32 protein-coding genes and 2 pseudogenes are annotated in these 25009 nt (G+C 67.8%); 23 read left to right on the top strand and 11 right to left on the bottom strand.

Translation table 11 applies throughout. The features are described 5' to 3' along the window. Nucleotide 1: 1 nt before the first annotated feature. Nucleotides 2-1192 carry a PrsW family intramembrane metalloprotease gene (locus K3G64_RS21415; protein ID WP_370647243.1) on the bottom strand — a complete coding sequence of 397 codons (1191 nt, stop codon included), beginning with the start codon at nucleotides 1190-1192 and terminating at the stop codon, nucleotides 2-4. Between the two features lie 178 nt (nucleotides 1193-1370). Between K3G64_RS21415 and rpsA the strand changes: the two genes are divergently transcribed. Next, on the top strand, nucleotides 1371-2816 hold the full coding sequence (rpsA, locus tag K3G64_RS21410; RefSeq protein WP_238887105.1) for a 30S ribosomal protein S1: 1446 nt from the start codon (nucleotides 1371-1373) through the stop codon (nucleotides 2814-2816). A gap of 74 nt (nucleotides 2817-2890) precedes the next feature. Next, on the top strand, nucleotides 2891-4102 hold the full coding sequence (coaE, locus tag K3G64_RS21405; protein ID WP_238887104.1) for a dephospho-CoA kinase: 1212 nt from the start codon (nucleotides 2891-2893) through the stop codon (nucleotides 4100-4102). Nucleotides 4103-4105: 3 nt separating this feature from the next. Here coaE and K3G64_RS21400 read toward each other — a convergent pair whose 3' ends face one another. Continuing rightward, a complete protein-coding gene (locus K3G64_RS21400) occupies nucleotides 4106-4672 on the bottom strand; it encodes a hypothetical protein (RefSeq protein WP_238887103.1) in 567 nt (188 codons plus the stop codon). A gap of 86 nt (nucleotides 4673-4758) precedes the next feature. Further along, complete coding sequence (locus K3G64_RS21395) at nucleotides 4759-5268, bottom strand: DUF402 domain-containing protein (protein ID WP_238950903.1); 510 nt, start codon at nucleotides 5266-5268, stop codon at nucleotides 4759-4761. 75 nt (nucleotides 5269-5343) lie between these two features. Between K3G64_RS21395 and uvrB the strand changes: the two genes are divergently transcribed. Both uvrB and K3G64_RS21385 read left to right on the top strand, forming a co-directional pair. After that, nucleotides 5344-7494 carry an excinuclease ABC subunit UvrB gene (uvrB, locus tag K3G64_RS21390; protein WP_238887102.1) on the top strand — a complete coding sequence of 717 codons (2151 nt, stop codon included), beginning with the start codon at nucleotides 5344-5346 and terminating at the stop codon, nucleotides 7492-7494. A 51-nt stretch (nucleotides 7495-7545) separates the two neighbouring features. Next, the gene (locus tag K3G64_RS21385; RefSeq protein ID WP_238887101.1) at nucleotides 7546-8961 is read left to right on the top strand and encodes an MFS transporter; all 1416 of its coding nucleotides are present in this window, start codon (nucleotides 7546-7548) and stop codon (nucleotides 8959-8961) included. On the opposite strand, the gene K3G64_RS21380 is transcribed toward K3G64_RS21385, so the two are convergent. The 3 genes from K3G64_RS21380 to K3G64_RS21370 form a co-directional block, all read right to left on the bottom strand. Then, nucleotides 8958-9710 carry an MgtC/SapB family protein gene (locus K3G64_RS21380; protein WP_238887100.1) on the bottom strand — a complete coding sequence of 251 codons (753 nt, stop codon included), beginning with the start codon at nucleotides 9708-9710 and terminating at the stop codon, nucleotides 8958-8960. The genes K3G64_RS21385 and K3G64_RS21380 overlap by 4 nt on opposite strands. A gap of 78 nt (nucleotides 9711-9788) precedes the next feature. Then, nucleotides 9789-10676, bottom strand: coding sequence for an alpha/beta fold hydrolase (locus K3G64_RS21375; RefSeq protein WP_238887099.1), 888 nt, complete (start codon nucleotides 10674-10676; stop codon nucleotides 9789-9791). A gap of 7 nt (nucleotides 10677-10683) precedes the next feature. Next, nucleotides 10684-11346, bottom strand: coding sequence for a UdgX family uracil-DNA binding protein (locus K3G64_RS21370; protein ID WP_238887098.1), 663 nt, complete (start codon nucleotides 11344-11346; stop codon nucleotides 10684-10686). 293 nt (nucleotides 11347-11639) lie between these two features. Here K3G64_RS21370 and K3G64_RS21365 point away from each other — a divergent pair, with 293 nt between their 5' ends. Then, nucleotides 11640-12083 (top strand): universal stress protein, encoded by a 444-nt coding sequence (locus K3G64_RS21365; protein ID WP_238887097.1) that lies wholly within the window; start codon nucleotides 11640-11642, stop codon nucleotides 12081-12083. Here the strand turns inward: K3G64_RS21365 and lnt are convergent. The 4 genes and pseudogenes from lnt to K3G64_RS21345 form a co-directional block, all read right to left on the bottom strand. Beyond that, nucleotides 12049-13458, bottom strand: a pseudogene (gene lnt, locus K3G64_RS21360) (apolipoprotein N-acyltransferase); the annotation flags it as partial. The gene K3G64_RS21365 and the pseudogene lnt overlap by 35 nt on opposite strands. Nucleotides 13459-13484: 26 nt before the next feature. Beyond that, nucleotides 13485-14369 (bottom strand): fructose bisphosphate aldolase, encoded by an 885-nt coding sequence (locus tag K3G64_RS21355; RefSeq protein WP_238887096.1) that lies wholly within the window; start codon nucleotides 14367-14369, stop codon nucleotides 13485-13487. An 84-nt stretch (nucleotides 14370-14453) separates the two neighbouring features. Further along, on the bottom strand, nucleotides 14454-15314 hold the full coding sequence (locus K3G64_RS21350) for an SDR family NAD(P)-dependent oxidoreductase (RefSeq protein ID WP_238887095.1): 861 nt from the start codon (nucleotides 15312-15314) through the stop codon (nucleotides 14454-14456). Next, nucleotides 15308-15493, bottom strand: a pseudogene (locus tag K3G64_RS21345) (hydrolase); the annotation flags it as partial. The gene K3G64_RS21350 and the pseudogene K3G64_RS21345, both read right to left, overlap by 7 nt. Nucleotides 15494-15508: 15 nt before the next feature. Between K3G64_RS21345 and K3G64_RS21340 the strand changes: the two are divergent. The 18 genes from K3G64_RS21340 (at nucleotide 15509) to K3G64_RS21255 (ending at nucleotide 24738) form a co-directional block, all read left to right on the top strand. After that, nucleotides 15509-16957, top strand: a complete 1449-nt coding sequence (locus K3G64_RS21340) for a recombinase family protein (RefSeq protein ID WP_238887094.1) — start codon at nucleotides 15509-15511, stop codon at nucleotides 16955-16957. Continuing rightward, a complete protein-coding gene (locus tag K3G64_RS21335) occupies nucleotides 16930-17403 on the top strand; it encodes a hypothetical protein (RefSeq protein WP_238887093.1) in 474 nt (157 codons plus the stop codon). Before K3G64_RS21340 ends, K3G64_RS21335 begins: the two co-directional genes overlap by 28 nt. 76 nt (nucleotides 17404-17479) lie before the next feature. Continuing rightward, nucleotides 17480-17716 (top strand): hypothetical protein, encoded by a 237-nt coding sequence (locus K3G64_RS21330; protein ID WP_238887092.1) that lies wholly within the window; start codon nucleotides 17480-17482, stop codon nucleotides 17714-17716. Then, nucleotides 17713-17907, top strand: coding sequence for a hypothetical protein (locus tag K3G64_RS21325; RefSeq protein ID WP_238887091.1), 195 nt, complete (start codon nucleotides 17713-17715; stop codon nucleotides 17905-17907). Before K3G64_RS21330 ends, K3G64_RS21325 begins: the two co-directional genes overlap by 4 nt. Further along, complete coding sequence (locus tag K3G64_RS21320) at nucleotides 17904-18458, top strand: hypothetical protein (RefSeq protein WP_238887090.1); 555 nt, start codon at nucleotides 17904-17906, stop codon at nucleotides 18456-18458. The genes K3G64_RS21325 and K3G64_RS21320 overlap by 4 nt, the downstream gene beginning before the upstream one ends. Before the next feature lie 478 nt (nucleotides 18459-18936). Beyond that, nucleotides 18937-19152, top strand: coding sequence for a hypothetical protein (locus K3G64_RS21315; RefSeq protein WP_238887089.1), 216 nt, complete (start codon nucleotides 18937-18939; stop codon nucleotides 19150-19152). A gap of 6 nt (nucleotides 19153-19158) precedes the next feature. Continuing rightward, nucleotides 19159-19452: a hypothetical protein gene (locus tag K3G64_RS21310; protein WP_238887088.1), complete on the top strand. Its 294-nt coding sequence runs from the start codon at nucleotides 19159-19161 to the stop codon at nucleotides 19450-19452. After that, the gene (locus tag K3G64_RS21305) at nucleotides 19449-19817 is read left to right on the top strand and encodes a hypothetical protein (RefSeq protein WP_238887087.1); all 369 of its coding nucleotides are present in this window, start codon (nucleotides 19449-19451) and stop codon (nucleotides 19815-19817) included. Before K3G64_RS21310 ends, K3G64_RS21305 begins: the two co-directional genes overlap by 4 nt. Further along, entirely contained in the window at nucleotides 19814-19954 is a 141-nt protein-coding gene (locus tag K3G64_RS21300; protein WP_238887086.1) for a hypothetical protein, read from the top strand. Before K3G64_RS21305 ends, K3G64_RS21300 begins: the two co-directional genes overlap by 4 nt. After that, complete coding sequence (locus K3G64_RS21295; protein ID WP_238887085.1) at nucleotides 19951-20247, top strand: hypothetical protein; 297 nt, start codon at nucleotides 19951-19953, stop codon at nucleotides 20245-20247. The genes K3G64_RS21300 and K3G64_RS21295 overlap by 4 nt, the downstream gene beginning before the upstream one ends. Further along, the gene (locus K3G64_RS21290) at nucleotides 20244-20552 is read left to right on the top strand and encodes an RNA polymerase subunit sigma (RefSeq protein WP_238887084.1); all 309 of its coding nucleotides are present in this window, start codon (nucleotides 20244-20246) and stop codon (nucleotides 20550-20552) included. Before K3G64_RS21295 ends, K3G64_RS21290 begins: the two co-directional genes overlap by 4 nt. An 84-nt stretch (nucleotides 20553-20636) precedes the next feature. Continuing rightward, nucleotides 20637-21425, top strand: coding sequence for an aldehyde dehydrogenase (locus K3G64_RS21285; protein WP_238887083.1), 789 nt, complete (start codon nucleotides 20637-20639; stop codon nucleotides 21423-21425). A 97-nt stretch (nucleotides 21426-21522) separates the two neighbouring features. Continuing rightward, on the top strand, nucleotides 21523-22302 hold the full coding sequence (locus K3G64_RS21280) for a hypothetical protein (protein WP_238887082.1): 780 nt from the start codon (nucleotides 21523-21525) through the stop codon (nucleotides 22300-22302). Then, the gene (locus K3G64_RS21275; protein ID WP_238887081.1) at nucleotides 22299-22445 is read left to right on the top strand and encodes a hypothetical protein; all 147 of its coding nucleotides are present in this window, start codon (nucleotides 22299-22301) and stop codon (nucleotides 22443-22445) included. Before K3G64_RS21280 ends, K3G64_RS21275 begins: the two co-directional genes overlap by 4 nt. 4 nt (nucleotides 22446-22449) lie before the next feature. Then, nucleotides 22450-22728: an HNH endonuclease gene (locus K3G64_RS21270; protein WP_238887080.1), complete on the top strand. Its 279-nt coding sequence runs from the start codon at nucleotides 22450-22452 to the stop codon at nucleotides 22726-22728. Nucleotides 22729-22825: 97 nt separating this feature from the next. Next, on the top strand, nucleotides 22826-23059 hold the full coding sequence (locus K3G64_RS21265) for a hypothetical protein (protein ID WP_238887079.1): 234 nt from the start codon (nucleotides 22826-22828) through the stop codon (nucleotides 23057-23059). Continuing rightward, on the top strand, nucleotides 23056-24477 hold the full coding sequence (locus tag K3G64_RS21260) for a hypothetical protein (RefSeq protein ID WP_238887078.1): 1422 nt from the start codon (nucleotides 23056-23058) through the stop codon (nucleotides 24475-24477). Before K3G64_RS21265 ends, K3G64_RS21260 begins: the two co-directional genes overlap by 4 nt. 57 nt (nucleotides 24478-24534) lie before the next feature. Further along, entirely contained in the window at nucleotides 24535-24738 is a 204-nt protein-coding gene (locus K3G64_RS21255) for a ribosome modulation factor (RefSeq protein ID WP_238887077.1), read from the top strand. Here K3G64_RS21255 and K3G64_RS21250 read toward each other — a convergent pair. Continuing rightward, nucleotides 24706-25002, bottom strand: coding sequence for a hypothetical protein (locus K3G64_RS21250; protein ID WP_238887076.1), 297 nt, complete (start codon nucleotides 25000-25002; stop codon nucleotides 24706-24708). The two genes, K3G64_RS21255 and K3G64_RS21250, sit on opposite strands and share 33 nt — an antisense overlap. Nucleotides 25003-25009 lie beyond the last annotated feature (7 nt).

Here is a 25009-nt window from a genome sequence, read left to right as displayed (position 1 = left end):
CTCACCGGGCCCCGGGCGCGCGGTAACCGGCCAGCCACTGCAGCGTCGGTGCCGACGCGCGCGCGGCGTGCACCGCGTAGGCCTCCTCGGTCTGCATCGCGTAGATCCGCTCGTCGCCGAATCCGCGGTCGATGCGGTCGCGGACGAAGGCCAGTTCGACGACCTGAGCCGCGAACCTCTGCACGGTCTTGGCCGCCGGCTTCCCGCCCGCACGCCTCGCCTGGACGAGCGCTGCCTTCCTCGCGCGAATGGAAGACAGCCAGGTCGCCTCGTTGGCGCTGACCAGGCCCGCCTGCACCATGCCCGGCAGTTTGGCGGCCACGATGCGCTGCTCCCGCCGACGGCTCTGCACCGCGAGCACGATCGCCAGGGCGAAGATCGGCATCATCCACAGCACGTAGACCGCCAGGTACCACTCGAGGCCCAGCAGCGACGAGCCGTTCCACAGCCCGTGGACGACCACCGCCGCCGCGTAGCCCGCCGCGATGTAGATCAGCTTGGCCGCCTGGCTGCGGCGATTCAGCGCGAAGAACACCCCGATGGCGAAGAACGACGTGAACAGCGAGTGCGCGAACGGCGCCATGATCAACCGCAGTGCCGCGGTGAGCAGGGAATCGCCGACAGACTCGCCGCCCGCGATGTAGAGGACGTCCTCGAGCCACGCGAACCCGGCTCCCACCAAGCCCGCGTACACCAGACAGTCGGTCAGCGAATTGAGCTCGTGGCGGCGGTACCCCGTCATCATGAGCAGCAGGAACGCGCCCTTGGCCGCTTCTTCGACCACCGGCGCGGCCACCACGGTCGACACCCAGCCGACGGACTCGCTCCCAGCCGGCGCGATCAGGGCCTCGACATAGAGCCCGAGCAGCACCGACAGCACCACGGCGACCGACGTGCCCCACAGGAAGGCGAACACGAGCAGGCGCGGCGGCTCGGGCTCCCAGCGGTCCAGCCACACATAACACAGCACGACCACCACCATCGCCACGCTGGACAGCACGAACCCGATAGCGGCGCCGACCGGGTTCAGCGCGGTCAGGGCGATGAGGATGAGGCCCGCGACCGTGCCGAGCAGGATGAGGACGATCACCGGAACCCCGGCCGTGCGGACCTTGCGCTGGCACGGCGGTGCGATCGGAAACGACACCCGAGCAGGGTATCCGGGCCGGTGCGGCGCCGAACGCGCCCACAACCTCTGCTCGAACCGGCCGCGTCCCGCCACCGGTGGGAACCGGGTTTGTCCAGCATGTGCCCAGTCGAGTAACCTCGACAGGTACCTGTGTGTGGTTTGTTGACTCGTCCGCGGCAGGTATCACCGAAAATTCAAGTCCCAGTCCCTACGACCAAACCTGTCCGGAGCAACCCACCATATGCCAAGTCCCTCCGTCACCTCGCCGCAAGTAGCCGTCAACGACATCGGCTCGAGCGAGGACTTTCTCGCCGCCATCGACAAGACCATCAAGTACTTCAACGATGGCGACATCGTCGAGGGAACCATCGTCAAGGTTGACCGTGACGAGGTCCTGCTCGACATCGGTTACAAGACCGAAGGCGTCATCCCTTCCCGTGAGCTCTCCATCAAGCACGACGTCGACCCCAACGAGGTCGTCTCCGTGGGCGATGAGGTCGAAGCTCTGGTCCTCACCAAGGAGGACAAGGAAGGCCGCCTGATCCTGTCCAAGAAGCGCGCTCAGTACGAACGCGCCTGGGGCACCATCGAAGAGCTCAAGGAAAAGGACGAGGCCGTCAAGGGCACCGTCATCGAGGTCGTCAAGGGCGGCCTGATCCTCGACATCGGCCTGCGCGGCTTCCTGCCCGCATCGCTGGTCGAGATGCGTCGGGTCCGCGATCTACAGCCGTACATCGGCAAGGAGATCGAGGCCAAGATCATCGAGCTGGACAAGAACCGCAACAACGTGGTGCTCTCGCGTCGCGCCTGGCTGGAGCAGACCCAGTCCGAGGTGCGCAGCGAGTTCCTCAACCAGCTCACCAAGGGTGCCATCCGCAAGGGTGTCGTGTCCTCCATTGTCAACTTCGGCGCATTCGTCGATCTCGGCGGTGTGGACGGCCTGGTGCACGTCTCGGAGCTGTCCTGGAAGCACATCGACCACCCGTCCGAGGTCGTCAATGTCGGTGACGAGGTCACCGTCGAGGTCCTCGACGTAGACATGGATCGCGAGCGGGTGTCGTTGTCGCTCAAGGCGACTCAGGAAGACCCGTGGCGCCACTTCGCCCGTACCCACGCGATCGGCCAGATCGTGCCGGGCAAGGTCACCAAGCTGGTGCCGTTCGGCGCGTTCGTCCGCGTCGAGGAGGGCATCGAGGGCCTGGTGCACATCTCGGAACTCTCCGAGCGCCACGTCGAGGTTCCGGATCAGGTGGTCCAGGTCGGCGACGACGCCATGGTCAAGGTCATCGACATCGACCTGGAGCGGCGCCGCATCTCGCTGAGCCTCAAGCAGGCCAACGAGGACTACACCGAGGAGTTCGACCCGAGCAAGTACGGCATGGCCGACAGCTACGACGAGCAGGGCAACTACATCTTCCCGGAGGGCTTCGACTCCGAGACCAACGAGTGGCTCGAGGGTTTCGAGAAGCAGCGTGAGGAGTGGGAGTCGCGCTACGCCGAGGCCGAGCGCCGGCACAAGATGCACACCGCGCAGATGGAGAAGTTCGCCGCAGCCGATGCGGAAGCAGCAGCGGCCCCCTCCTCGGCCAACGGCGCGACCCGCGGTGAGGAGCAGTCCACCGGCGGTTCGCTGGCCAGTGACGCCCAGCTCGCCGCGCTGCGGGAGAAGCTCGCAGGCAACGCCTGATCAGTTCGGAACGGACGCCCCGGCTCGCCAGAGTCGGGGCGTCCGTCGTCCGGCGACCCTGACAGACTGGTGCGGTGCTGCGCATAGGGTTGTCCGGCGGGATCGGCGCCGGGAAATCGACGGTGTCCTCGACGTTCGGCGAGCTCGGCGGCATCGTCGTCGACGGTGACGTGATCGCCCGGGAGGTCGTCGAGCCGGGCACCGAGGGACTCGCCAAGCTCGTCGAAGCCTTTGGCGAGGACATCCTGCACGACGACGGCGCACTGAACCGGCCTGCCCTGGCGGCGATCGCCTTCAGCAACGACGACTCACGCAAGACCCTCAACGGCATCGTGCATCCGTTGGTGGCACACCGCCGCTCCGAGCTGATCGCGGCGGCCGACGACGACGCCGTCATCGTCGAGGACATCCCGCTGCTGGTGGAGTCCGGCATGGCGCCGATGTTCCCGTTGGTGGTGATCGTGCATGCCGACGAGGAGCTACGGGTCAAGCGGCTGATCGAGCACCGCGGCTTCAGCGACCAGGACGCGCGCGCCCGCATCGCCGCGCAGGCCACCGAGGAGCAGCGCCGGGCGGTCGCCGACGTGTGGCTGGACAACAACGGCGGCCAGGGCGAGCTGGTGGAGGCGGCCCGGGCGCTGTGGTACGAGCGGATCCTGCCGTTCGCACACAACCTGCGTACCGGAACGCCCGCTCGAGCCGAGCCGGTCCTGGTGCCCTACGACCCGACGTGGCCGGATCAGGCACGGCGCATCCTCACGCGGTTGACCACCGCGTGCGGGCACCGCGCCGTCCGCATCGACCACATCGGGTCCACAGCGGTCGCCGGGATGGATGCCAAGGACGTCATCGACATCCAGGTGACGGTCGCCTCGCTGCAAGTCGCCGACGAGTTGCGCGAGGCGTTGGCGGCCGCGGGGTACGTGCCCACGCCGACCACCACCGATGTCGCCAAGCCGCATGCCCGCAGCACGGCCGTTCGCTTCGACGACACGAACGATCCGGGGTTGTGGCACAAGCGGGTTCACTGCTCGGCCGACCCGGTCCGGCCCACCAACGTCCATCTGCGCGTCGAGGGCTGGCCCGGTCAGCAGTTCGCGCTGCTGTTCGTCGACTGGATCCGCGCCAATCCCGGTGTGCAGGCCGACTACCTCGGATTGAAACGCCGGGTCGCCGGCCAGGGCCATGCGACGGCGGACAGCTACGCCGACGGCAAGGAACCCTGGTTTCTCGATGCGTACCGGCGCGCGTGGGAGTGGGCCGACACCACCGGTTGGCGGCCGTAGCCGTCAGGCGGGTGGAACAACGGCCGGGTCGGCCGCCGGCGCCGCGACCGGCTCCGGCGCTGTGGCTGCCGGATCCACGGGCGGCGGCACCGCGGCGTCGGTGTTCAACGTGGCGCCGCACTGCAAGGTGCCGTAGCGCGGGTCGTCCTTGGGGCGCAGCAGACGCGGCGCGATGAACTGGTCGGCTTTAGCCACGACCTGGTCGTCGACCAGGATCTCGCAGTGCAGGTTCGATCCGTACGGCCAGTCGATCGAGACCTCAATGCCCGCGAGCGTCGGGTCGTCGAGAACCGTGTTGACCTCGAACGTCCGCCCCGGCAGCAGGGTGGGCTGCTCGCTGTTGACGTTGGTGTCGTCGATCTTGTAGGCCACGACGGCGCCACGGGATGTCCCGTCCGCCCGCGCCCGGTAGATCACGTTGTGCAGGACGTCGGGGGCGGGCGCGGCCTGCTCTTCGGTGGTCGGCGCGGTCACCGGCTCGGCCGTCGCCGACGCCGGGAGCAGCTGCGAACCCGTGAGCACGGCCGTCAGGGTCGCGGCCGCCCACCATCGGTGCTGGCTAGGGCTCATGGAACGAGAGCGTACCGCCAGCGCATCGGGCCTCAAATTCACAGGGGTTGCCATCTCCATCAAGATCGGCCGGAGGGGTCCGCACGTTACCGTGCACCGCGCCAGGTGAGGGCCATTCCGTGGCCCGCCGCCCAGCCGTTCAGGTCGTAGTCGTGCCTGGCCAGCCCGTCGATTGCGGATACCGCAGTCTGCATCGCCGCTTCACCGGTCTCCGGTGTGAGCAGACCGTGGCGGACGGCCGTCAGCAACTCGTCCACGTCGGTGAGCTCGACGCCGACGCCGGTGCGCACCACCAGGTCGAGGTAATGGTCCTCGGAGTGCCATGCCGTCGGTCCCGGCGTGTATCGACCCACGTCGAGGTAGTAGTCCTGGTCTCGCTCGTGGCCGGGATTGAAGTGGAACACCGTCGCGCGCAGCCGCAGCGAAGGCAGCAGCCACGATTCGAGGTAGTGGAACTGTGCCCGGCCCGGGGTGGGTCGGGCCATGTAGAGCCCCCACGGCTGCTCGGAATAGACGTCGACGGCCCGCACGATGCCCTTCGGATCGGTGTTGGTGCGGGTGGTCAGGTCGAACGTCTCGTGCTTGGGAGGGTGGATGGCGCCAAGGATAGTCGTGCGGGCCGCTCGGACGGGGAATGAAGTTGTCGGTGGGCACGCTTAACCTGGTGCATTATGGCTTTCGCTACTGAACACCCGGTCCTCGCGCACTCGGAGTACCGCCCCGTCGACTCCGTCGTGCGTACCGGCGGCCGATTCGAGGTCGTCAGCCCGTACGCGCCAGCAGGCGACCAGCCCGCGGCCATCGATGCCCTCGAGCGGCGCATCAGGGCGGGGGAGCACGACGTGGTGCTGCTTGGCGCCACCGGTACCGGTAAGTCGGCGACGACGGCGTGGCTCATCGAACGGGTGCAGCGGCCCACCCTGGTGATGGAGCCGAACAAGACCCTCGCCGCGCAGATGGCGAACGAACTGCGGGAGATGTTGCCGCACAACGCCGTCGAGTACTTCGTCTCCTACTACGACTACTACCAGCCCGAGGCGTACATCGCCCAAACCGACACCTACATCGAGAAGGACAGTTCGATCAACGACGACGTGGAGCGGCTCCGGCACTCCGCGACGTCGAGCCTCCTGTCGCGCCGCGACGTCGTCGTGGTGGCGTCGGTGTCGTGCATCTACGGTCTGGGCACGCCGCAGTCGTACCTCGACCGCAGCGTCGAACTCAAGGTGGGCGACGAGGTGCCCCGCGATGCGCTCCTGCGGCTGCTCGTCGACGTTCAGTACACCCGCAACGACCTGGCGTTCACCAGAGGTTCGTTTCGGGTGCGCGGTGACACGGTCGAGATCATCCCGTCCTACGAGGAGCTGGCCGTGCGGATCGAGTTCTTCGGCGACGAGATCGAGGAGCTGTACTACCTGCACCCGCTGACCGGCGACGTGGTGCGCAAGGTGGACTCGCTGCGGATCTTCCCTGCGACGCACTATGTCGCCGGCCCGGAGCGCATGGCGCACGCGATCTCGACCATCGAGCAGGAACTCGAGGAGCGGCTGGCCGAGCTCGAGGGCCAGGGCAAGCTGCTGGAGGCACAGCGGCTGCGCATGCGAACCAACTACGACATCGAGATGATGCGGCAGGTGGGGTTCTGCTCGGGCATCGAGAACTACTCACGTCACATCGACGGCCGCGGTCCTGGGACCGCGCCGGCAACGTTGATCGACTACTTTCCCGAGGACTTCCTGCTCGTCATCGACGAGTCGCATGTCACGGTGCCCCAGATCGGCGGGATGTACGAAGGCGACATGTCGCGCAAGCGCAATTTGGTCGACTTCGGCTTCCGCCTGCCGTCGGCGGTCGACAACCGGCCGCTGACGTGGGAGGAGTTCGCCAACCGGATCGGGCAGACGGTGTATCTGTCCGCGACGCCGGGCCCCTACGAGCTCAGCCAGTCCGGCGGTGAGTTCGTCGAGCAGGTCATCCGCCCGACCGGCCTGGTGGACCCCAAGGTCGTGGTCAAGCAGACAAAGGGCCAGATCGACGACCTGATCGGCGAGATCCGCAAGCGCACCGAGCGCGACGAGCGCGTCCTGGTCACCACGCTGACGAAGAAGATGGCCGAGGACCTCACCGACTACCTGTTGGAGATGGGCATCCGGGTGCGCTACCTGCACTCCGAGGTCGACACGCTGCGCCGCGTGGAGTTGCTGCGGCAACTGCGGCTCGGCGAGTACGACGTGTTGGTCGGTATCAACCTGCTGCGTGAGGGTCTGGACCTGCCCGAGGTGTCACTGGTGGCGATCCTCGACGCCGACAAGGAAGGCTTCCTGCGGTCTACCCGAAGCCTGATCCAGACGATCGGCCGTGCGGCACGCAACGTGTCGGGCGAGGTGCACATGTACGCCGACAACATCACCGAGTCGATGCGGGAAGCCATCGACGAGACCGAGCGGCGCCGCGCCAAGCAGATCGCCTACAACGAGGCCAACGGCATCGACCCGAAACCGTTGCGCAAGAAGATCGCCGACATCCTCGACCAGGTGTACCGCGAGGCCGACGATGTCGAGGTCGGCGGGTCGGGCCGCAACGCATCACGCGGCCGTCGCGCACAGGGCGAACCCGGCCGCGCCGTCAGCGCCGGAATCATCGAGGGCCGCGACACCTCCAACATGCCCCGCGCCGAACTGGCCGACCTCATCAGGGATCTCACAGAGCAGATGATGACCGCGGCGCGGGATCTGCAGTTCGAACTGGCGGCCCGGATCCGCGACGAGATCGCCGACCTGAAGAAGGAATTGCGCGGTATGGACGCCGCCGGTTTGAAGTGATGTCCACGCGCCGCTTGACCTCAACAGTGGTTGAGCTCTTAGCGTGATCGGGTGACCGAAACCGCGGGGATCACCACGGGCACCTGGCGTGAGTTGTTGGGTCGCGGCAACCTCGGCGCCTCGACCGTCCTTGCGGGCGGGGTGGCGCTGTACGCGACGAACGAGTTCCTGACGATCAGCCTGCTGCCCAATGCCGTCGCCGACATCGGCGGGCAGCGGCTGTACGCCTGGGTGACGACGGTGTACCTCGTCGCATCGGTGGTGGCGGCCACGACCGTGCACTCGACGCTGATACGGTTCGGCCCGCGAGGGGCATATTCGTTGAGCCTCAGCGTGTTCGGCGCGGGCAGCGTGGTGTGCACCGCGGCACCAACCATGGAGGCGTTGCTGGTCGGCCGCATCGTGCAGGGCCTCGGCGGCGGACTGCTCGCCGGATTGGGCTATGCGGTGATCAATACCGCGCTGCCGAACCGGCTGTGGACCAAGGCGTCGGCGCTCGTCTCCGCGATGTGGGGCGTCGGCACGCTCATCGGCCCGGCCGGCGGCGGTCTTTTCGCCCAATTCGCCTCGTGGCGTTGGGCGTTCGCCATGTTGATGATCCTGACCGTGGCCGTCGCGGTGCTGGTGCCCGTCGCCTTGCCCGCACGCCGGGATACCGAGCTCGACCTGCGGCGGGTGCCGATTCCGGTGTGGCCTCTGGTGCTGCTGGGGGCGGCGGCGCTGGCGGTGAGTGTGGCGGGGTTGCCGCGCCAGGTGTGGGCCACCGCGGCGCTACTGATCCTGGGCGCGCTGCTGGTGGGTGTGTTCCTGTTCGTCGACCGAAGGCTGCCCGCCGCGGTGTTGCCGCCGAGCACCTTCGGGCCCGGCCCGCTGAAGTGGATCTACCTGTCGCTGGGCGTACTGATGGCCGCGACCATGGCCGACATGTACGTGCCGTTGTTCGGGCAGCGGTTGGCGGGCCTGACCCCCGTCGCGGCGGGGTTCCTCGCCGCGGGGTTGGCCATCGGCTGGACCGTCGGCGAGATCAGCAGCGCCTCGATGAACGACGATCGGGCGATCCGGCGCACGGTCGCCGTTGCACCCGCGGTGATGGCCGTCGGGCTGGGGCTGGCCGCCGTCACGTTCCGCGACGCTGTGCCTTTCGGCCTGATCGCGGTGTGGGCGGTCGCGCTGCTGGTCACCGGCGCCGGCGTCGGTATCGCGTGGCCGCATCTGTCGGCATGGGCGATGCGTCGGGTGGACGACCCGGCGGAAGGGCCCGCGGCCGCCGCCGCGATCAACACGGTCCAACTGATCAGCGGCGCGTTCGGCGCCGGGCTGGCCGGAGTCGCGGTGAACATGACGGAGAACGGCACCGCGACACCCGCGCGCTGGCTGTTCGGGGCGTTCGCGGTCCTGGCCGCTCTCGGGGTGGTCGCCTCGACGCGCAGCGGACGCCGTTGCGCGGTGGCGATCGACGCTCGCTAATCCGGGTCGGCGTCTTCGTCGAGCTGGCGGATCGACGTGACGCCGTCGATCGCGGCGAGCACGGTCGGTGCGGTCATGATCCCGCGGCCGGCGAGCGTCAGCATCACGCCTGACTCACCGGGAGCCGCACCGAGCGGTTCACCAGGGGAGTCTGCTGCAAGGTCGGTCAGCAGCCATTCCCGACGTTCGCAGGCCTGCAGCAGCCGGCTCATCACCGCGGCGCCCTCGCGGTAGGTGATGTGCATGCGAATCGATCCGCTCAGGCGCGCGGTCAGCCTCCGCGCGAGCGGCATGAAGCCGAGGATGATCAGGAAATGCATGGCAGTGACCGTGGCCGCGAGCAACAGCAACCCGGCACCGGCCGCCATCCCGATCGCCGCCGACTCCCACACGGCGGCCGCCGTCGTCAGTCCGTGCACCGAACCGCGCCTGAAGATGATGATGCCGGCGCCGAGAAAGCCGATACCGGAGACGATCTGCGCCGCCACTCGGGACGGGTCCACGACCACCAGGTTGTCCTGCAACACGTCGGTGAACCCGTACTTGCTGACCAGCAGGATGAGAGCGGCCGCCGTGCCCACGATGGTCTGGGTGCGCAGTCCCGCACTCTTGCCCTGGATCTCGCGCTCCAGGCCGATGAGCGCGGTCAGGCCGAAGGCGACGAACAGCTCGACGATTTGACGCGCGCCTTGTCCCGGGCCCGCGAAGAAAGGCGGCCCTGGAACGTTGGCGGCCAACCAGAGCTCCATGTGGACAAGTAAACAGCCGCCGTCGCCCTGATCACCCTCGGCGCGCCGCGAATTGCGAATTTGCGGTGCACCTCGGCCTCATGATGCCGCAACGCCGTTGCTCCTCGGCCGGCGCAGCGCATCGAGGATCTCACGGTAGTGCCGGTGGGCCACGAAGTGCCCACCGGCACGAACGTGCAATGCGGCGTGTGGAATACGTGCGGCGAGCTGCTCGGGCCAGGTCTTGTCCACCAGTTCATCCTGTAAGCCCATCCAGACGTCGACATGCACCTTCAGGTCCTCAAGCGCGAAGCCCCACGGCCGCATCCATGCCCGATACTCCTCGGCGGCACCGTGCGGCTGACGGAAAGCTTCGTGCGACATCTGTGAAAAAGCGGTGAAACCTTCGTCACGGATCACCGCGGCGTCCGCCGGTCCGAGCGCCCGCGCTGCGAGGCGGCCGTAGAGCGTCGGCGCCGCACCCGCTAACGCTCCCATCGCCCGGAAGCACTGTCGTGCCAGCCACGGCGACCGTTGCGAGATACGGGTCAAGTGGCGGTCCATGGACGGAAGCTGTTGAAAGACACCAGGTTCGGTTAGCGGCAGCACGCCCGCGACGATCGCCACCCGATTCACGCGGTCAACCAATGCGTGTCCGACCGCCGCGGCATATTGCCCGCCCATCGACCAGCCCATGACCGAGAAGCGGTCGACATCGAGGCTGTCGAGCAGTTCTGCCACATCGCGTGCCCAGTCCAGCACGGTGCGTCCTGGCTGAGGGCACGAGAGCCCGACTCCCGGCCTGTCCGGCGAGATCAGCCGGACGCCGAGGTCGGTAGCTACGGAATCGGCTGCGGCGACATCCAGGCGGCAGGCGAGCCCGCCGTGTGCGTTGATGACCGGGTAGCCGTCAGGCGAACCGTATTGGGCATACGCGGTGAGCCGTCCATCCCGCAGTCGGACCGCGTGGTCGACACCAACAGCCATCTGGCGATCATGTCCTACCCGCACGGACGCCGTCGGCGAACCGCAGATCCGAGACCAGAGCGTCGAAAGCCTTCTGCCGGTCCTCCGAGCGACCGCGCAGCACCGATGACGGGTGGACGGTGACGACCACCTCGGGGGCGACTTCGATCTCACCGACGGCGGGCAGCCGGAGCACCTCTCCGCGATGGGCAGTGAGTCGAAAGTCACTGCCCAGCAACGACTTCGCCGCTGTCGCGCCCATCAGAACCAGGATCTCGGGCCGCACCGCCTCCAACTCCGCAAGCAGCCAGGGGCGGCACGCCACCACCTCGGTGCGGCCGGGAGTCTTGTGGATGCGGCGCTTACCGCGTTCGGGCAAGGTGAACTTGAAGTGCTTGACCGCGTTGGTCACATAGACCTGGTCCCGCTCGATTCCGGCCTGCACCAGCGCCTTGTCGAGGAGCCTGCCCGCCGGTCCGACGAACGGCGCCCCCACCTTGTCCTCCTGATCGCCCGGTTGTTCGCCGACGAGCATCATCCTGGCTGTCGGCGACCCACCGCCGAAGACGGTCTGCGTGGCGTCCAAATAAAGGTCGCAGCCCTTGCACCCATGCGCGGCGTCGGCGAGTTCGTCGAGGACACGGGTGTCCGGGACGAAGTCCGCAGCGGTGTGCGCCGGCCGTGAGGACATGGATTGCGGTTACCCGCTTGGGGCTCTGTGAATCCGCCGCCTCGACCGCTAATTTGCACCACCGATGATTGCTCGGCGCGAACGGTCGACTTGCCTTAAGAGGCAGCAGATCTGCCGTCGCCGTGCAGGTTGCGTCGGCGTGCCCGACCTCCCGCACAACGCTGGTTGTAGGCGACGTCACGTAAGCCGGTGCGAGGTGATGTTGCCTGCCAAGTACGACGAAATAGCAGGCAAACGCCACTCGACGGGATACTGTTCCGGGTGGCGTTGGAATCGACCCTGGGAGGACATGGATGAGCGCCTATCAGACCGTCTTGGTCGGCACGGACGGATCGGACTCGTCGCTGCGCGCGGTGGAGAAGGCTGGTCAGATCGCCGGGACCGACGCCAAGCTGGTCATCGCGACGGCGTACTTCCCCCAGGCCGAGGACCAGCGGGCCGCCGACGTCCTCAAGGACGAGGGGTACAAAATGTCCGGCAACGCGCCGATCTACGCGATCCTGCGCGAGGCCAAGGAGCGCGCCCACAAGGTCGGTGCCCAGAACGTCGAGGAGAAAGCAGTCGTCGGCGCGCCCGTCGACGCCCTGGTGGAGCTGGCCGAGGAGATTAAGGCCGATCTGCTGGTGGTCGGCAACGTCGGGCTGTCCACCATCGCCGGCCGGTTGCTCGGCTCGGTACCTGCGAACGTCGCGCGCCGGTCCAAGACCGATGTGCTGATCGTGCACACCACGCCGTAGTCAGCACCAGCGCCAGCCCGACAACCCAGTCGCCCCACCGTAGATAGCCGGTGGGGCGTGCGGCGAGTGGGACGTCCACCACCGCGACACCGCGCTCGGACGCGGGTAACCAGGCCAGGCGGCGCCCCGTGGCGTCGAACGCCGAGCTGACCCCGGACAGCCCCGCGTGCACCGCGGGATGGCCCACCTCCGCCGCATGGACCGCAGCCATGCTCGCCAACTGCGGCTGCGCCCAGCTGCCCTGGTACGACGATGTCGCGCTCTGATAGGCGATGAGATCCGCACCGAGTTCGACCGCCTTGCGCGCGAGGTCCGAGAACAACGTCTCGAAGCTGATCAGGGGTCCCACCCCGACGCCGCCGGTGCGCAGCACCACCGGCCCGTCGCCCTGGCGGCGGTCCTCACCGGCGGCCGCCGTGCCCTCGGTGACCCGACCCAACACGGACCGCAGTGGCACGTATTCGCCGAAGGGCACGAGCCGTGTCTTGGCATACGACCCGAGCACACCCCCGGGGCCGATGAGCACCGACGACTTGTAGATGCCACCCGACGCGGTGCGGGCATCGACATTGACCAGTAGATCGGCGCCGACCAACCGAGACAGACGAGCCAGCCGCGCAGCGACGTCGGGCCGCTGGGCGAGGTCCACCCCGACACTGCTCTCACCCCAGACGACGAGATCCACCGATTGACCGGCCAGGCCGGCGGTGAGAGCCTCGCTCGCGGCCTGACGCGGTGTCGCGTCCTCGATGTCCCCGGGTTGGACCAGCGCCACCCGCATCGTCGGGGCGGGCTCGGGCGCCGGAGCCAGCCAGAACCACGCCGGTCCGATCGCCGCCAGCGCAACCGGTAGTGCGATCGCCCGAGACGTGCGCAGGAGGATCGCGCCGACAACGGCGGTGTTCACGGCGACCACGAGAAAGCTGACGAGCCACACCCCACCCAGCGAGGCCGGCGCCAACGTCGCCGGCTGGTTCCACTGCGACGCTCCGAGCACGGCCCAGGCGCCACCGAGGCGGTGCCACGAGCGCACCGCCTCCGCGAGGATCCACATCGAGGGCAGGACCGCCACCGCGGTGAGCAGTCCGTGGCCGGTGAGCGCACCGGTGAGCAACCGATGAGCGGCCCATCCCCATGGCAACCACAACGCGCCGATGGCGACGGCCAGCACGAGAAGAAGAGGGCCCGCGACGGGCCACAGCCAGTACTGGGTGACGCCGACGAAGGCGGCCATCGCCAGCCACGCACGCACGGCACCCCGCCCTGCCGTGGGTGCAGCGCGGACGACGAAGAGCAGCGGAATCAGACCCACCCAGGCGATCCACCACCACGACGGCGCGGGAAACGCGAGGGCGGGTAGCGCGCCGGCGAGCACCGCCGACGCGTAGCCCCGCAGTGCGGTCAGGTGGCCGACGCTTTGGCGATGCTCGCGATCGCCTGGTCCAGCGTGGCGTTGAACTCCTCGTCGCTCTGCTGAGCGGTCAACCCCTCGGTCAGCGCGCGGGAGAAGCTGGCGACCACACCGGTGTTGCGCGAGAGCTTCTCGTTGGCCTCGTCGCGGCTGTATCCGCCGGAGAGGGCCACCAAACGCAGCACCTTCGGGTGCTCGACGAGCTCTTTGTAGAGGTTGTCGGTGTCGGGCAGCGTCAGCTTGAGCATGACCTTCTGGTCGTCGCCCAGCTTGTCGAGGCCGGCGAGCAGGGCGGCCTTCAGTTGATCCTCTGCCTCGGCCTTCTTGGGGCTCTTGATGTCGACCTCGGGCTCGATGATCGGCACCAGACCCTTGGCCAGTACCTGCTGCGCGACCTCGAACTGTTGGTCCACCACGGCCTGCAGGCCGGCGCCGGGGAGCTTGATGACGGAGCGTTCCTTGGTGCCGAAGACGCCGTTGGCGACGGCGCGGTCCAGCAGATCGTCGAGGCCGGGCATCGGCTTCATCGTCTGGGCACCGTCCTTCTCCTCGGCCAGGCCCTTGTCGATCTTGAGGAACGGCACGATGTTCTTGACGTTCCACAGATAGTCGGCGGTCGGACGGCCCTCGATCTCGCGGTCCATCGTCATCTCGAACAGGATCGCGCCCATGATGCGATCCCCGTCGAAGGCCGGGCTGGTGATGATGCGGGTCCGCATCTCGTGTACCAGGTCGAACATCTGGTCGTCACCGGAGTAGGCGTCCTCGGCGATGCCGTAGAGCTTGAGCGCCTTCGGGGTGCTGCCGCCGCTCTGGTCGAGCGCCGCGATGAACCCGGCGCCGCCTTGCGCCTTCTTAAACTGGTCCTCATTCATCCTTTGTCTCCTCACCGACTACCGCGACCAGATTAAGCCAGCCTGGTCATGGCGGCTCCGCCGCCTACCACCAGTACCCAGTGGTCACCGCAGGATCCGGTCGAACTGCGGGATCGGGTGGACGCCGTGCAAGTCCCGGTACGACGGTGGCCGGCGATCGCCGTCGTCTCTGATGCCGTACTCGACCGCCAGTTCGGCACCGATGAACGTCTGACCGCTCTTGTTCAGCCGCTGCGGATCGTGGAACAGCGCCCAGATGAGGTGGCCCGTCAATTCCGGGGTCTCGGCTATCTCGATCAGTCCGCCGAACTTCTCCGGAGTGGTGGCGATCATGGCGGCGAGCCGTTCGGTCAGCAGGATTCCCATCCAGATGGAGACGGCCGCGACGCCGTGCTCACGGAAGTCGACCGCCATGTCGGCGGCCATCTTGTCCATGCCCGCCTTATGGACGCCGTAGGACGGACCGAACACGTAGTGGGCGGCGCCCGGCGCCGAGGTGAACACGACCAGCCCGTTGCGCTGCGGCACCATCAGCGGGGCCGCGTACACCGTGGCGACGTACGCGCTGCGCACACCGACATCCACAATGTCGATCACATCGATCGACTTCTCCCAGAACGGTTTACGCGCCATCATCTCGTCGCGGATGAGGGCCGCGTTGTTCACCAGAATGTCCACCCGGCCTTGCTCACGCGCTATCCGGTCGAACAGCGCCTTCGTCTGGTCGTCGTCGGAGTGGTCGGCCACGACCGCGATGCCGGTGCCGCCGGCCGCCGTGACCTCTTGGGCGGCCTTGTAGACGGTGCCGCCATGCGGCGACTGGTCCGCGCGTTCGGTGCGCCCGGTGACGTAGACGGTGCACCCGTGACCGCCGAGTGCGCGCGCGATGCCCAGGCCGGCGCCACGACTGGCACCGGTGACGACCGCGACCGGCCCGTCTACCAACCCCGTTCTTTCCACTCGCCGAGGTGCGGGCGCTCGGCGCCGAGCGCGGTGTCATCGCCGTGGCCTGGGTAGACGACCGTCGAGTCGCCGTAGACGTCGAACACCCGGGTGCTCACGTCACCGAGCAGGCGCTCGAAGTCACCGTCCTGCCACGTCTTGCCCACACCGCCGGGGAACACCGTAGGCTCTAACATGTGAATACGTCTCCGGGGGAAAGGGTCGCGCTCTATGCGCGCATAAGCCAGGACACCACAGGTCAGGCGGTCGGCGTGGCCGATCAGCTGGAACACGCCCGTACGTTCGCATCCGCACGCGGTTACCGGATCGCCGCGGAACATGCCGACAACGACATATCGGCATTCCGTGGCGCCAACCGACCCGCCTATCAGAAGGTGCTCCGACTCGCCCGCGAGCACAAGATCGACCGCGTGATCGTCTATCACCTGACCCGGATGACCCGTAACCGTCGTGAACGCGCTGAGTTCATCGACGCGTTCCACTCATGCAAGGTCAACGTGTCCGAGGCGCAGGGCGGCGACTACGACCTGTCAACTGCTGCGGGCCGGACGTGGGTCGACATTCAAGGCGCGTTGGCGACGTGGGAGTCGGAGATTAAGTCCGAGCGCGTCACCGCCGCCGCGGTCCGGCGCGCGCGGTCAGGCCGGCCGTCCGGCGATCTTGGCTATGGGTGGGTGAAGCACGGCAGCGGATCGGCCGCGACCTGGACCGAGCATCCGCAGGAGTCCGACGTGGTGCGCGAGGTCGTCGACCGTCTGCTGGCGGGCGAGTCGCTACGTGGCATCACCGATCGGTTGAACGATCTTGGCGTGCCGGCGCCGAAGTCGTCGCGATGGGGAAAGACGTCGGTGAAGAAACTCGCTTTGCGCGAGTCCAACGTCGCGCAGCGGATCCACCATCGCGGCCAGCCCGACGAGGAACGTTTCGACGGGTGCTGGCCCGCGCTGGTCGACCGCGCCAAGCATGAGAAGGTCGTCGCGCTGCTTGCCGATCCCGGCCGGCAGTCGAACGGGACGACGCGGCCTGGTGCGCGCCGGCATCTGCTGTCGTGGGGGATCGGGGAGTGCGGCGTCTGCGGCGAGAAGCTACGAGCCGTCACCAAACGGGGACCGCACGGACGACCGCTCGACCTGTACGTGTGCGACGGAAAGGGCTGCGTCGGCCGCTCCGAGCCCGCCGTGGACAATTTGGTCAAAGGCGTTGTGATCGGCCGCATGTCGATGCCCGACGCGCTCGACTTTCTACTCGGCGACGACGCCGAAGCACGGCGCTGCTCGCACCGTATCGACGAACTCAACCGGCGACTGGCCGACGCCGCCGACGCGTTCGCCGAGGGCGCCATCACCGCCGAGCAGTTGCGTCGCATTACCGCGCGTCTGCAACCCGAGCTTGACCAGGCGGAGCAGCGTCGCGCCGCGTCGGTGGTATCGCTTGACCTCGACGCTCTGCGACCGTTGGCAGGACCGCAGGCCAGTCAAAGGTGGGACGACATGACAGTGGCTCAGCGCCGCGCGGTGCTGGGCGCACTCGGGCTGCGAGTCGTTATCGACCGCACACGCCCCGGCCCCGGCTTCGACCCCGAAAGTGTCAGGTTCGAGTGGGCGTCGCGCAGGCAGGAACGATGACAGGCGATGGCGGCGTCCGAGTCGCCCTGCTGACCGTGGTGTGCAAGGACGACCACACCGACGAACAGCCGGCTTGCTACTGGACATTCATTCGACAAATGGGCCGGTTGGGCGCTGTGTGGGTCGAGTCCAGCCGTGAGGGCGCACTGGTAGAGCTCGTCGACGGCGAGCCGCACCACCGCGACATGCGTCCGAAAGTAGTCAAGATTCTTGACCGTGATGGGAACCACCGGCACGGACTGAGCGCCACCGCTGGAAGGGGCTACCGGCGCCACTTCGACATCAGGTGCCATCAATGCGGATTCGCGCTGCCGCCGTCGCCAGCGCAACGGGTCGAGCCCATATTCGACCGAATCGCAGCTACGCCCAACGCTTTGCCGCCATCGCCGGAATCCGGCGCGCCGGAAATCAGCTTGCGAGTGCTCGCTGCTATGGTGAAGTCGTAGCACGGGCCCGCAAGGGTCGGGTGGTCTGCCAGAGCCTCTCGCGGAGGGAAATCCCTCACGCGAATAAGAGGTTCCAATGGCCCTCTCGAAGGCCGCGGCGCATCACCGAGCCAAGATCGGCGCCCTGAGCCGATCCCGGCCCGACGATGACGTCGATCTGATCGAAGCCAAGCGCGGATTCAAAGAAGCGCAGGCAGCCGACTACATCGAACGGGTGCTCTCAACGGCGCCGCCACTCACTGATGAGCAGCGGATGCGGCTCGCCGAACTGTTCCGGCCGTCCACCGCCACGAAGCCCAGCGGTGTCGCGTGAATCGGCCACCCGATACGCCCACTGTCCATGTCGCGCCCAATGCGTCGCGGCCGGGGCGGGTCTCGCTTGCTATCGGCTCAGGTACCGATCCGTTCTCGGTGACCGGCCAGTTCGCGATCGAACTGGCCGGCCGACTACTCGACGCCGCCACCGCCGCCCGCGACGCGGAGACCCACCCTCAGGACGCGTGATGGTGACTGAGCAGCTGGCGTTCTGGGGTATGCCGCGGCGGCGCCGTCGACCGGGCCGGCCGTCGCGGCGCGATCGGCTCGACCGGGCGCTCGACACGATGCACACCTACGCGGCGGTGTCCGCTGGCTCCGACCCGACCAACGCGCGTTCCGATCCGTCGATGCTGTGGATTCTGATGAGCGACGACGACTGGAAGGATCCCTGGCTCAACAACGTCGGAATGGCCGCGCTTGGCCTGTATTGGAAGGCGCTTTCGTGGGCGAACGACCAGACCCGCGGCCGCGATTTCCTCGCCGCCGAATCCGTGCTCGGCGACTTGGAGTCCTGGTTCATCCCGGAGCGGGAAGTACGCGGCTGGAAGGCGACTCGCGAAGCGAAACAGTTGGTTGAAGCGGGCATCTGGGTGGCGATGCAGGGCGGTTACCGATACCTCTACCTGCGCGATGAGAACAAGCCGAAGACGGTCTTCGAGAAGCGTTCGAGGGAGACAAGCCGCAAGCGTAGACAGCGGGCTCTCAAACCCCCCGACGATGCCGCCGGCGGGTGGTGAATGTGTTTGCTGGAAAGTGCTTGTCCCAGTGGGACTCCGGGTGGGACAGACCTATGGCTGTGTTCAACCTTGCTACACGCGCGCCCGCCGTGAACTGCGGCGATACTTCAATGTCCCACCGGGACATATGGGTACGTCTCGAACCATCGCAAGCTTGTGTCAGCGATGAGTTTGCAGACGTAACCGCTGCCGCGCTCCCAGCGCGACCGTCGAGCCCCGAAAACAGGCTGCGGCGGGGGCTCCGCCCCCTTGCCACTGATCTGCTTTCTGGTCTCTTGCCGCTGCCTGTCTGCCGCCAAGCGCGCCCCACCACTCGACGCCGGCAGCGTCCCGATCGACAGCAACACGGCAGCGTCGAACAACGGCAAGCGAACAGCAGCGTTTACGTGGCAACCGAGCGAAGCGAGGGCGGCAGCCTGTCGTTGCGTTTCTCGGGTACGGCACCAGCGCGCGCGCGAGCACGCGATCGGGTTGTCCGATGAGCCGTCGGAGCGCCATTGAGCAGAGCGTCCGCGCCGAGCGGGTTGCCGCGATCCGCGCCTGTCGTCGCTGCGACCCGAACGGCTGGCGGCTCGGCCCGGACCACACACCCGTCGACCCGGCGCGCCGCTGCGACCACTGCGCGCCGGCCACACCGCCCGCAGTTCGAGACATCACCGAGCCGATCTACCAAATCGACGACACCGAGGAGTAAACCCACATGCCCGATTGGCGGACCATGAGCGCGCTACTCGCCGGCGTTCCCGACCTTCCCGGCGCCCGATGCAAAGGCAAGGCGGACCTGTACGAGAGGACCGTTGCCGTGCAGCGCGCCGACGGCGAACCCACCAGAGACGAACTCGACACGGCCAGAGCGGCCGCTCTGGCGCTGTGCGCGGAGTGCCCCAGCCTGGTGCCGTGTCGCGCCTATGTGGACGGCCTGCGGCCCTCTCAGCGACCGCACGGTGTCATCGCCGGACGAGTGGTCACGTCGACCGGGCGCGTGAACCAATGACACCGCGCCCCGTTCGCGCCGACGACGCGCTCAAATACGCGGCGGCGATCCTCAGATCATGGACAACCGACGACGACGGCGCCGTCCCGCCGCCGGTGAACAACGTTGCAGACCTGGCCGCGCTGTTCGGTGACACCGGCCGGTACTCCGACGGGCGTCGCATCGAATCGACAGCCGACATTACGCCGGCCGGTACCGGCACCGTCAGCCACATTTGGCAGCCCGATCCTGCTGCCGAGCAGCCCATTTCGGACGGAACCGCGCTGCCGGATGACCCCGACGGGCGGTCCCTCGGCTTCTTCCAGGTGATGACCGACCCGACCACGCAGACAATTCGCGCCTACCTGGTCAGGCCGTGGTCGTGACCACACCATCCGAAGTCGACGAGTGGCGCGCCGCCGTGCGCGACCTCGACGAAGCCGAACGCACCATCAACTGCGGGCACACCATCCGCGGCCGGCGCGGCGTCTGCATCCACTGCGGCGATCGGCCAGATCCGTGAGCGGCCTGTCACGGCACCACATCAGCCGAGCGGCGTACTGGATCGGCGAAGAAATCCGCCGGCGCCAGCAGTTCGGCATCACTGTCCCGACCGCACTACGGGATCTGCACGCCGCCCTGAACAGGGAACTTTCCGCAGCGGGAAAGCCACAGCACCCCGATTCGCCAGCATGGAAGACGACCAAACAGCTTGCCGACGAATGGGGCTGCACGCCGAAAACGGTCAGGAACCGAGCCAGAGCGGCCGGCATGAAACCCGTCGCCGGCCGCTACATCTTCCCGGAGGACACATGAGCGACAAACGCACCGACGACGCCAACCGGCGACTCCTACACCAACTTGAAAGGACCCAACGCACCAGCGACGAACGCACCGAAGAAGTCAACCGCCGATTCGCGCGCCAGCTATTCACCGACGACGGCCAGGTGCTCGACGACGAACAGCACCAGGGCGACGACGGCGCCGACGAACAACGCCGCTGGGTGCGCGCCCTGTTCGCGGACACCGACCAGGAGCCCGTCATCGCCGGACTCGCCGCCGGCAAGACCGTCGGCCGGACCACACCACCCGGACCGGAGCGCGTCGACAAAGGCCGCTAACTACGACCGCACACGCCGACCGTCGACGACTAACCCGCAGCACCATCCATCCATGAATCACCCACGCCCGAGAGGAAACCAACCATGCAACACCTAATCACGGCGCAAACCCACGCGCGGACCGTCGCCCAGACAGCCGAAACGCTCGGCGCCCCGCTGCCAGCCGCCTATCTCGACGCCCTCGACCGGGCCGACGCCCTCGCCGGCGCCGTCTCCCCGATCGCCAAGGCTTCAGCGGGCCAGCTGACGAACGCGGCGATCAGCGCGCTCGAACAGGGCCGCGACCCGCACACCGACAAGGCTGTTCAACGCCTACTCACGTCCCGCGTGCTCGCCTCGTCGGGGATCGAACAGGCCGCGCGTACCCACGTCAACCAGCTGCTAGCTGCGGCGCTCTGCGACCATGCGGACGAGGTTCTGACCGGGTGGGCGGACGCGCTCGAACCGTATGCGGCCGACCTGTACGCCGCGGCGGAAGCGGTACCGCATCTGAACGTCACCGACACCGACCGCGCCATCAAGACCGGCGGCGAAACCATGCACCACCTACACAAAGTCCAAGCCGCCGTAGTGGCTTGGGAAGCAGCAACCCACGGATTCAACATGTTGGGGATGGTCGCCGGCATCCGCAGCGGCCCGCGAACCGCGCCGCTGATCCTCACGCCCGCCAGCCATGACGACCTCGAGCCGGCATACGAACTCAAGCCGGCAGGCGACCTCGACGTGTGGGAACTGGCGAAGTTCGGTTTGCCGCTGCGGCTCGCGACGCTCGGCGAATACATGGAACGGGTCGCGCAGTTCCAAGCGGACCGCGCAGCCGCCCAACGCGAGGACGAGCAGCGGAGCAAGGACAGGCTCGTCAAGTCCTGGTAGCCAGGCCACAGACGGCCTCGCGGCCGGCGCGCCATCGAGTTCCCGGTCGACCGGCAGCGCCGCCGCGAGGCACCCAGACGACGACGAGGACCAGGACGTGACCACCAACAGCGCCGAAGACGAACCCGTCATCGACACACTCACCGCATGGCGCTACTGGCACCTTCCCGCGCGGCTCGGCCAGCGGAGAGACCTGCGCAATGTCAACCCGAAAGACCAGACAGTGTGGGGCCGCGGCGTCAACCACGCCGTCTGCCGCCACAACCCGCAGCACACACCGCCGCACCCCGGATGCAGCTGCGGCATCTACGTCATGCAAGCCGTCGACATCCAACTCGCATCAGCCACCCACTACTACGCCGCCGACGAATACCAACGGATCGCCAACCTCGGCCGGCACGGCACCCTCGGAATCCCCGAAAAAGACGGCTTCATCGACGCCCGCGTTCCGTGGATCGAAGAACAAGCCAGCTACTACCAGCAGTACGACGTCGTCATTGGCCGCGTCCGCGCCTTCAACGTCGTGCGCCACCAACGACCACCCGACAACCCCGACCAGCTTCCGTGCTGGCGCGCGGGTACAGCGCTACTCGAAGCGCTCTACCTGTCAAACCGCGTCACTCGCGACGCCGAACAACTCCGCGCAAAGTTCAGCGAAAAGTACGCAGTCCCATGCGAAATAGGCTATCCGCCCTACACGCAAGAGGAGTGGGACAACAGAGCCAAGCCCGACGGGCTCAACGACACCGAAGCCAAATGGGCCGACGTCGGACTCTACCCGCCAGGTAAGACAGCACCACCGCCGCGGCGCTACTTCACAGCCACCGCATCCGGCCGAGACCGCAAGCCCCTACAGACCTGGACCGAGCAGACATGACCACCAACCAAGAGCACGCACCCGACGGCCAACACTGCACCCGATGCAACGGCATCCACAACCCGCGACCCGGCTGCACATTCGAGACGAGCAGGGCGTGGGGACCGAGCGGCGACGACGATCGCGACGACGAGCAGAACTGACCCCATGCCGTTCGCCACCAAAGCCATCCGCGACCGAGCACGCAAGCGCATCGCCCACCGCGTCCGCGCCGGCGAACCCTGCTGCTTCTGTGGCCAACCCATCGACCTCACAGTGCCTTGGCCCGACCCCTGGTCCTTCGTCGTCGACCACCAGACCCCCACCAGCCGCGGCGGCGACGACCACGGCCACGACCAGCTAAGGCCCGCCCACAAGCAATGCAACGAACGCCGCAGCAACCAACCCGACGGCACCATCGGCCGCAACTCAGGCGTACTCGGATGAACCGCCCTGACCAGCCACAACACAGACCAGGGGGCGGTACCCATCAGCACCGATCCGCGCGACGCCCCCCGGCATAGGTAAACATCTGGAGCCCCAAGTGACCCGAGCAAACAGGAAGCCGAAACCGAAGACCGATCGCGGCCGGTTGGAGGCGTTGCGCGACCGGCTGGCTGGCATCATCGACGATCCGCAGACGTCGCCGCGTGACGTTGTGTCGGCGTCGCGTGAGTACCGGATCGTCGTCGCGGCGCTGGGCAAGGCGGCGCCCCCGGCTGGTGTGTCGAAACTCGACGAAATCGCGGCCCGCCGGCGCCGTCGCGCGGCGCGATGAGCGCCAGGAACAGGGCGAGGGCGACGGCGCCGACGTTCTCGCGGGTGCCCGACGGCAACGAGGCGACCGGCCGGGATTGCGTCGAACTTGCTGCCGCCTACGGTGTCCCGTTGGATCCGTGGCAGGCCGACATTGTGCGCGGCATCCTGCGCGAGTCCGGCGGTACGTGGTCGGTGTCGCAGGCCGGGGTTGTGGTGGCCCGCCAGTCCGGCAAGGGCCAGATTCTGTTGGCGTTGGAACTGTTCGGGCTCTACGAACTCGACGAGCAGATCCTGCACACCGCGCACGCTGTGAAGACCAGCAGCGACGCGTTTCGCCGACTGTGGGAAGTGATTCAGTCCGACGAAGATCTTGCGCGCCGGGTGCGCCGGCATTCGCAGATGATTGGCGCGGAGTACGTCGAACTGGACACCGGCGCGCGGATCGCGTTCACCACCCGGTCGGCGTCGGCCGGCCGCGGCCTGACGATCGACCGGCTGATCGTCGACGAAGCCGAAGACTTGCCCGCCGCGGAGGTCGGCGCGCTGCAACCCACCGTCTACAGCCGCCCACACGCACAGTCGTTGTTCTTCGGGACGGCGCCGGGGCCGATGCACGACTCCGAGGCGTTCTCGTCGATGCGCCAGTCGGCGCACGACGGTCTGAATCCGCGGCTGGCGTGGTGGGAGTGGTGCGCCGAGTGGGGCGATGACATCGACGACCAGGCGGTGTGGACCCGCACGAATCCGGCCGTGGCGACCGGCCGGGTTCCGTTGCAGGCCATCGTCGACGACCGCGCGGTGTTGCCGCCGGACACGTTCCGCGCTGAGCGCCTGTCGATGTGGGTGCCGCGCGCTGCCGGTGATGCGGTGTTCGACGCCGCGGTGTGGGAAGCGCTCACCGAATCGGGCTCGGTGCCGGTGGCGGACGTCGCGATCGGCGTGGATGCTGGGCCGTCGCGGGACGCGGCGACGGTGTGTGTGGCCGGCCGGCGCGCGGATGGCCGGCTGCATGTCGAGTGGTACGAGACCGGGCCGGGTGTGACGTGGCTACCCGGATGGGTCGCCGCGCATATCGGGCCGCGGGTGCGCGCCGTGGTCGTCGACGAGCGCGGCGCGCTGGCCGAACTCGACTGGGCCGGCCCGCGGGTACGTCCGACGCTGGTCGGGCACCGTGAGGTCGCGATCGCTGCGGGCCAGTTCGTCGATGCTGTCGCCGACGGCGCGCTGGCGCACCGCGGGCAGGTCGAACTGTCGCGCGGTGTGCTCTCGGCGAAGCAGCGGCCGATGCTGGGCGGGCAGGCGTTCGGCTGGGACCGCAAGGCACCGGGTTCGTCGGCGCTGATCGCGGTGTCGCTGGCGCTGTGGGGAGTCAGCTGCGTCCGGCCGGCGCGACCGTATGGGCGCCGGACGGGTGCCCGAGAAGCCGTCATCCTGTAGCACCGGCGTCGGCGTGGGATCCGCAGCTGCGGGCCCGCGTGAACTCATGCTTGCCGGGTGACGTTCCGCGAGGACGCCGTAGCGGCGCTGCGGGCCGGCCAGAACGCCGAAATCGGCGACATGAACCCGTACCGCGGGAAGTCGCTGGCGCTGGCGAAGTGCTGGCAGCGCGGTTATCAGACCATGCTCACGATCCGCACGGCAGCGACGCCGGCGCGACAGAAGTATCTACGGGCTCGGGCCCGCGCCGGCTCGAACTGACCTGACCGCGTTGTCTGTGGTGGCGTTGATGATGCCGACGATCTTGGCGGGCGCGTCATCGCAGCCGGCCGGCGCGGCGGCTGGTGGCGGCGATGCCGGTGCGCCCGACGACGGAATTGGCATCGGCGGTATTCGCGCGGTGCCGGGGTCGGGCGCCGTGATCGCCGACGTGGCCCTGGTGCTCGGCTCACTGCCGCTGTCCTGGTCACCGCACCCGGCGAGCACGATCAACAGACCGGCCAACGCCACAAGACTCCCCCGCATGGACTGT

Origin of the sequence: Mycobacterium sp. IDR2000157661 (assembly GCF_022317005.1) — a bacterium.
Classification (GTDB): Bacteria; Actinomycetota; Actinomycetes; order Mycobacteriales; family Mycobacteriaceae; genus Mycobacterium.
This window is presented reverse-complemented; position numbering and strand designations above follow the sequence as displayed.

Coding starts and splice junctions, on each gene's coding strand:
- K3G64_RS21315 (WP_238887089.1), top strand. CDS start 18,937: ATGAGCCGTCGGAGCGCCATTGAGCAGAGCGTCCGCGCCGAGCGGGTT.
- K3G64_RS21380 (WP_238887100.1), bottom strand. CDS start 9,710: ATGGAGCTCTGGTTGGCCGCCAACGTTCCAGGGCCGCCTTTCTTCGCG.
- K3G64_RS21260 (WP_238887078.1), top strand. CDS start 23,056: ATGAGCGCCAGGAACAGGGCGAGGGCGACGGCGCCGACGTTCTCGCGG.
- K3G64_RS21275 (WP_238887081.1), top strand. CDS start 22,299: ATGACCACCAACCAAGAGCACGCACCCGACGGCCAACACTGCACCCGA.
- K3G64_RS21305 (WP_238887087.1), top strand. CDS start 19,449: ATGACACCGCGCCCCGTTCGCGCCGACGACGCGCTCAAATACGCGGCG.
- K3G64_RS21365 (WP_238887097.1), top strand. CDS start 11,640: ATGAGCGCCTATCAGACCGTCTTGGTCGGCACGGACGGATCGGACTCG.
- K3G64_RS21355 (WP_238887096.1), bottom strand. CDS start 14,369: ATGAATGAGGACCAGTTTAAGAAGGCGCAAGGCGGCGCCGGGTTCATC.
- K3G64_RS21400 (WP_238887103.1), bottom strand. CDS start 4,672: ATGAGCCCTAGCCAGCACCGATGGTGGGCGGCCGCGACCCTGACGGCC.
- rpsA (WP_238887105.1), top strand. CDS start 1,371: ATGCCAAGTCCCTCCGTCACCTCGCCGCAAGTAGCCGTCAACGACATC.
- K3G64_RS21285 (WP_238887083.1), top strand. CDS start 20,637: ATGCAACACCTAATCACGGCGCAAACCCACGCGCGGACCGTCGCCCAG.
- K3G64_RS21330 (WP_238887092.1), top strand. CDS start 17,480: ATGGCCCTCTCGAAGGCCGCGGCGCATCACCGAGCCAAGATCGGCGCC.
- K3G64_RS21375 (WP_238887099.1), bottom strand. CDS start 10,676: ATGGCTGTTGGTGTCGACCACGCGGTCCGACTGCGGGATGGACGGCTC.
- K3G64_RS21250 (WP_238887076.1), bottom strand. CDS start 25,002: ATGCGGGGGAGTCTTGTGGCGTTGGCCGGTCTGTTGATCGTGCTCGCC.
- K3G64_RS21290 (WP_238887084.1), top strand. CDS start 20,244: ATGAGCGACAAACGCACCGACGACGCCAACCGGCGACTCCTACACCAA.
- uvrB (WP_238887102.1), top strand. CDS start 5,344: ATGGCTTTCGCTACTGAACACCCGGTCCTCGCGCACTCGGAGTACCGC.
- K3G64_RS21270 (WP_238887080.1), top strand. CDS start 22,450: ATGCCGTTCGCCACCAAAGCCATCCGCGACCGAGCACGCAAGCGCATC.
- K3G64_RS21310 (WP_238887088.1), top strand. CDS start 19,159: ATGCCCGATTGGCGGACCATGAGCGCGCTACTCGCCGGCGTTCCCGAC.
- K3G64_RS21370 (WP_238887098.1), bottom strand. CDS start 11,346: ATGTCCTCACGGCCGGCGCACACCGCTGCGGACTTCGTCCCGGACACC.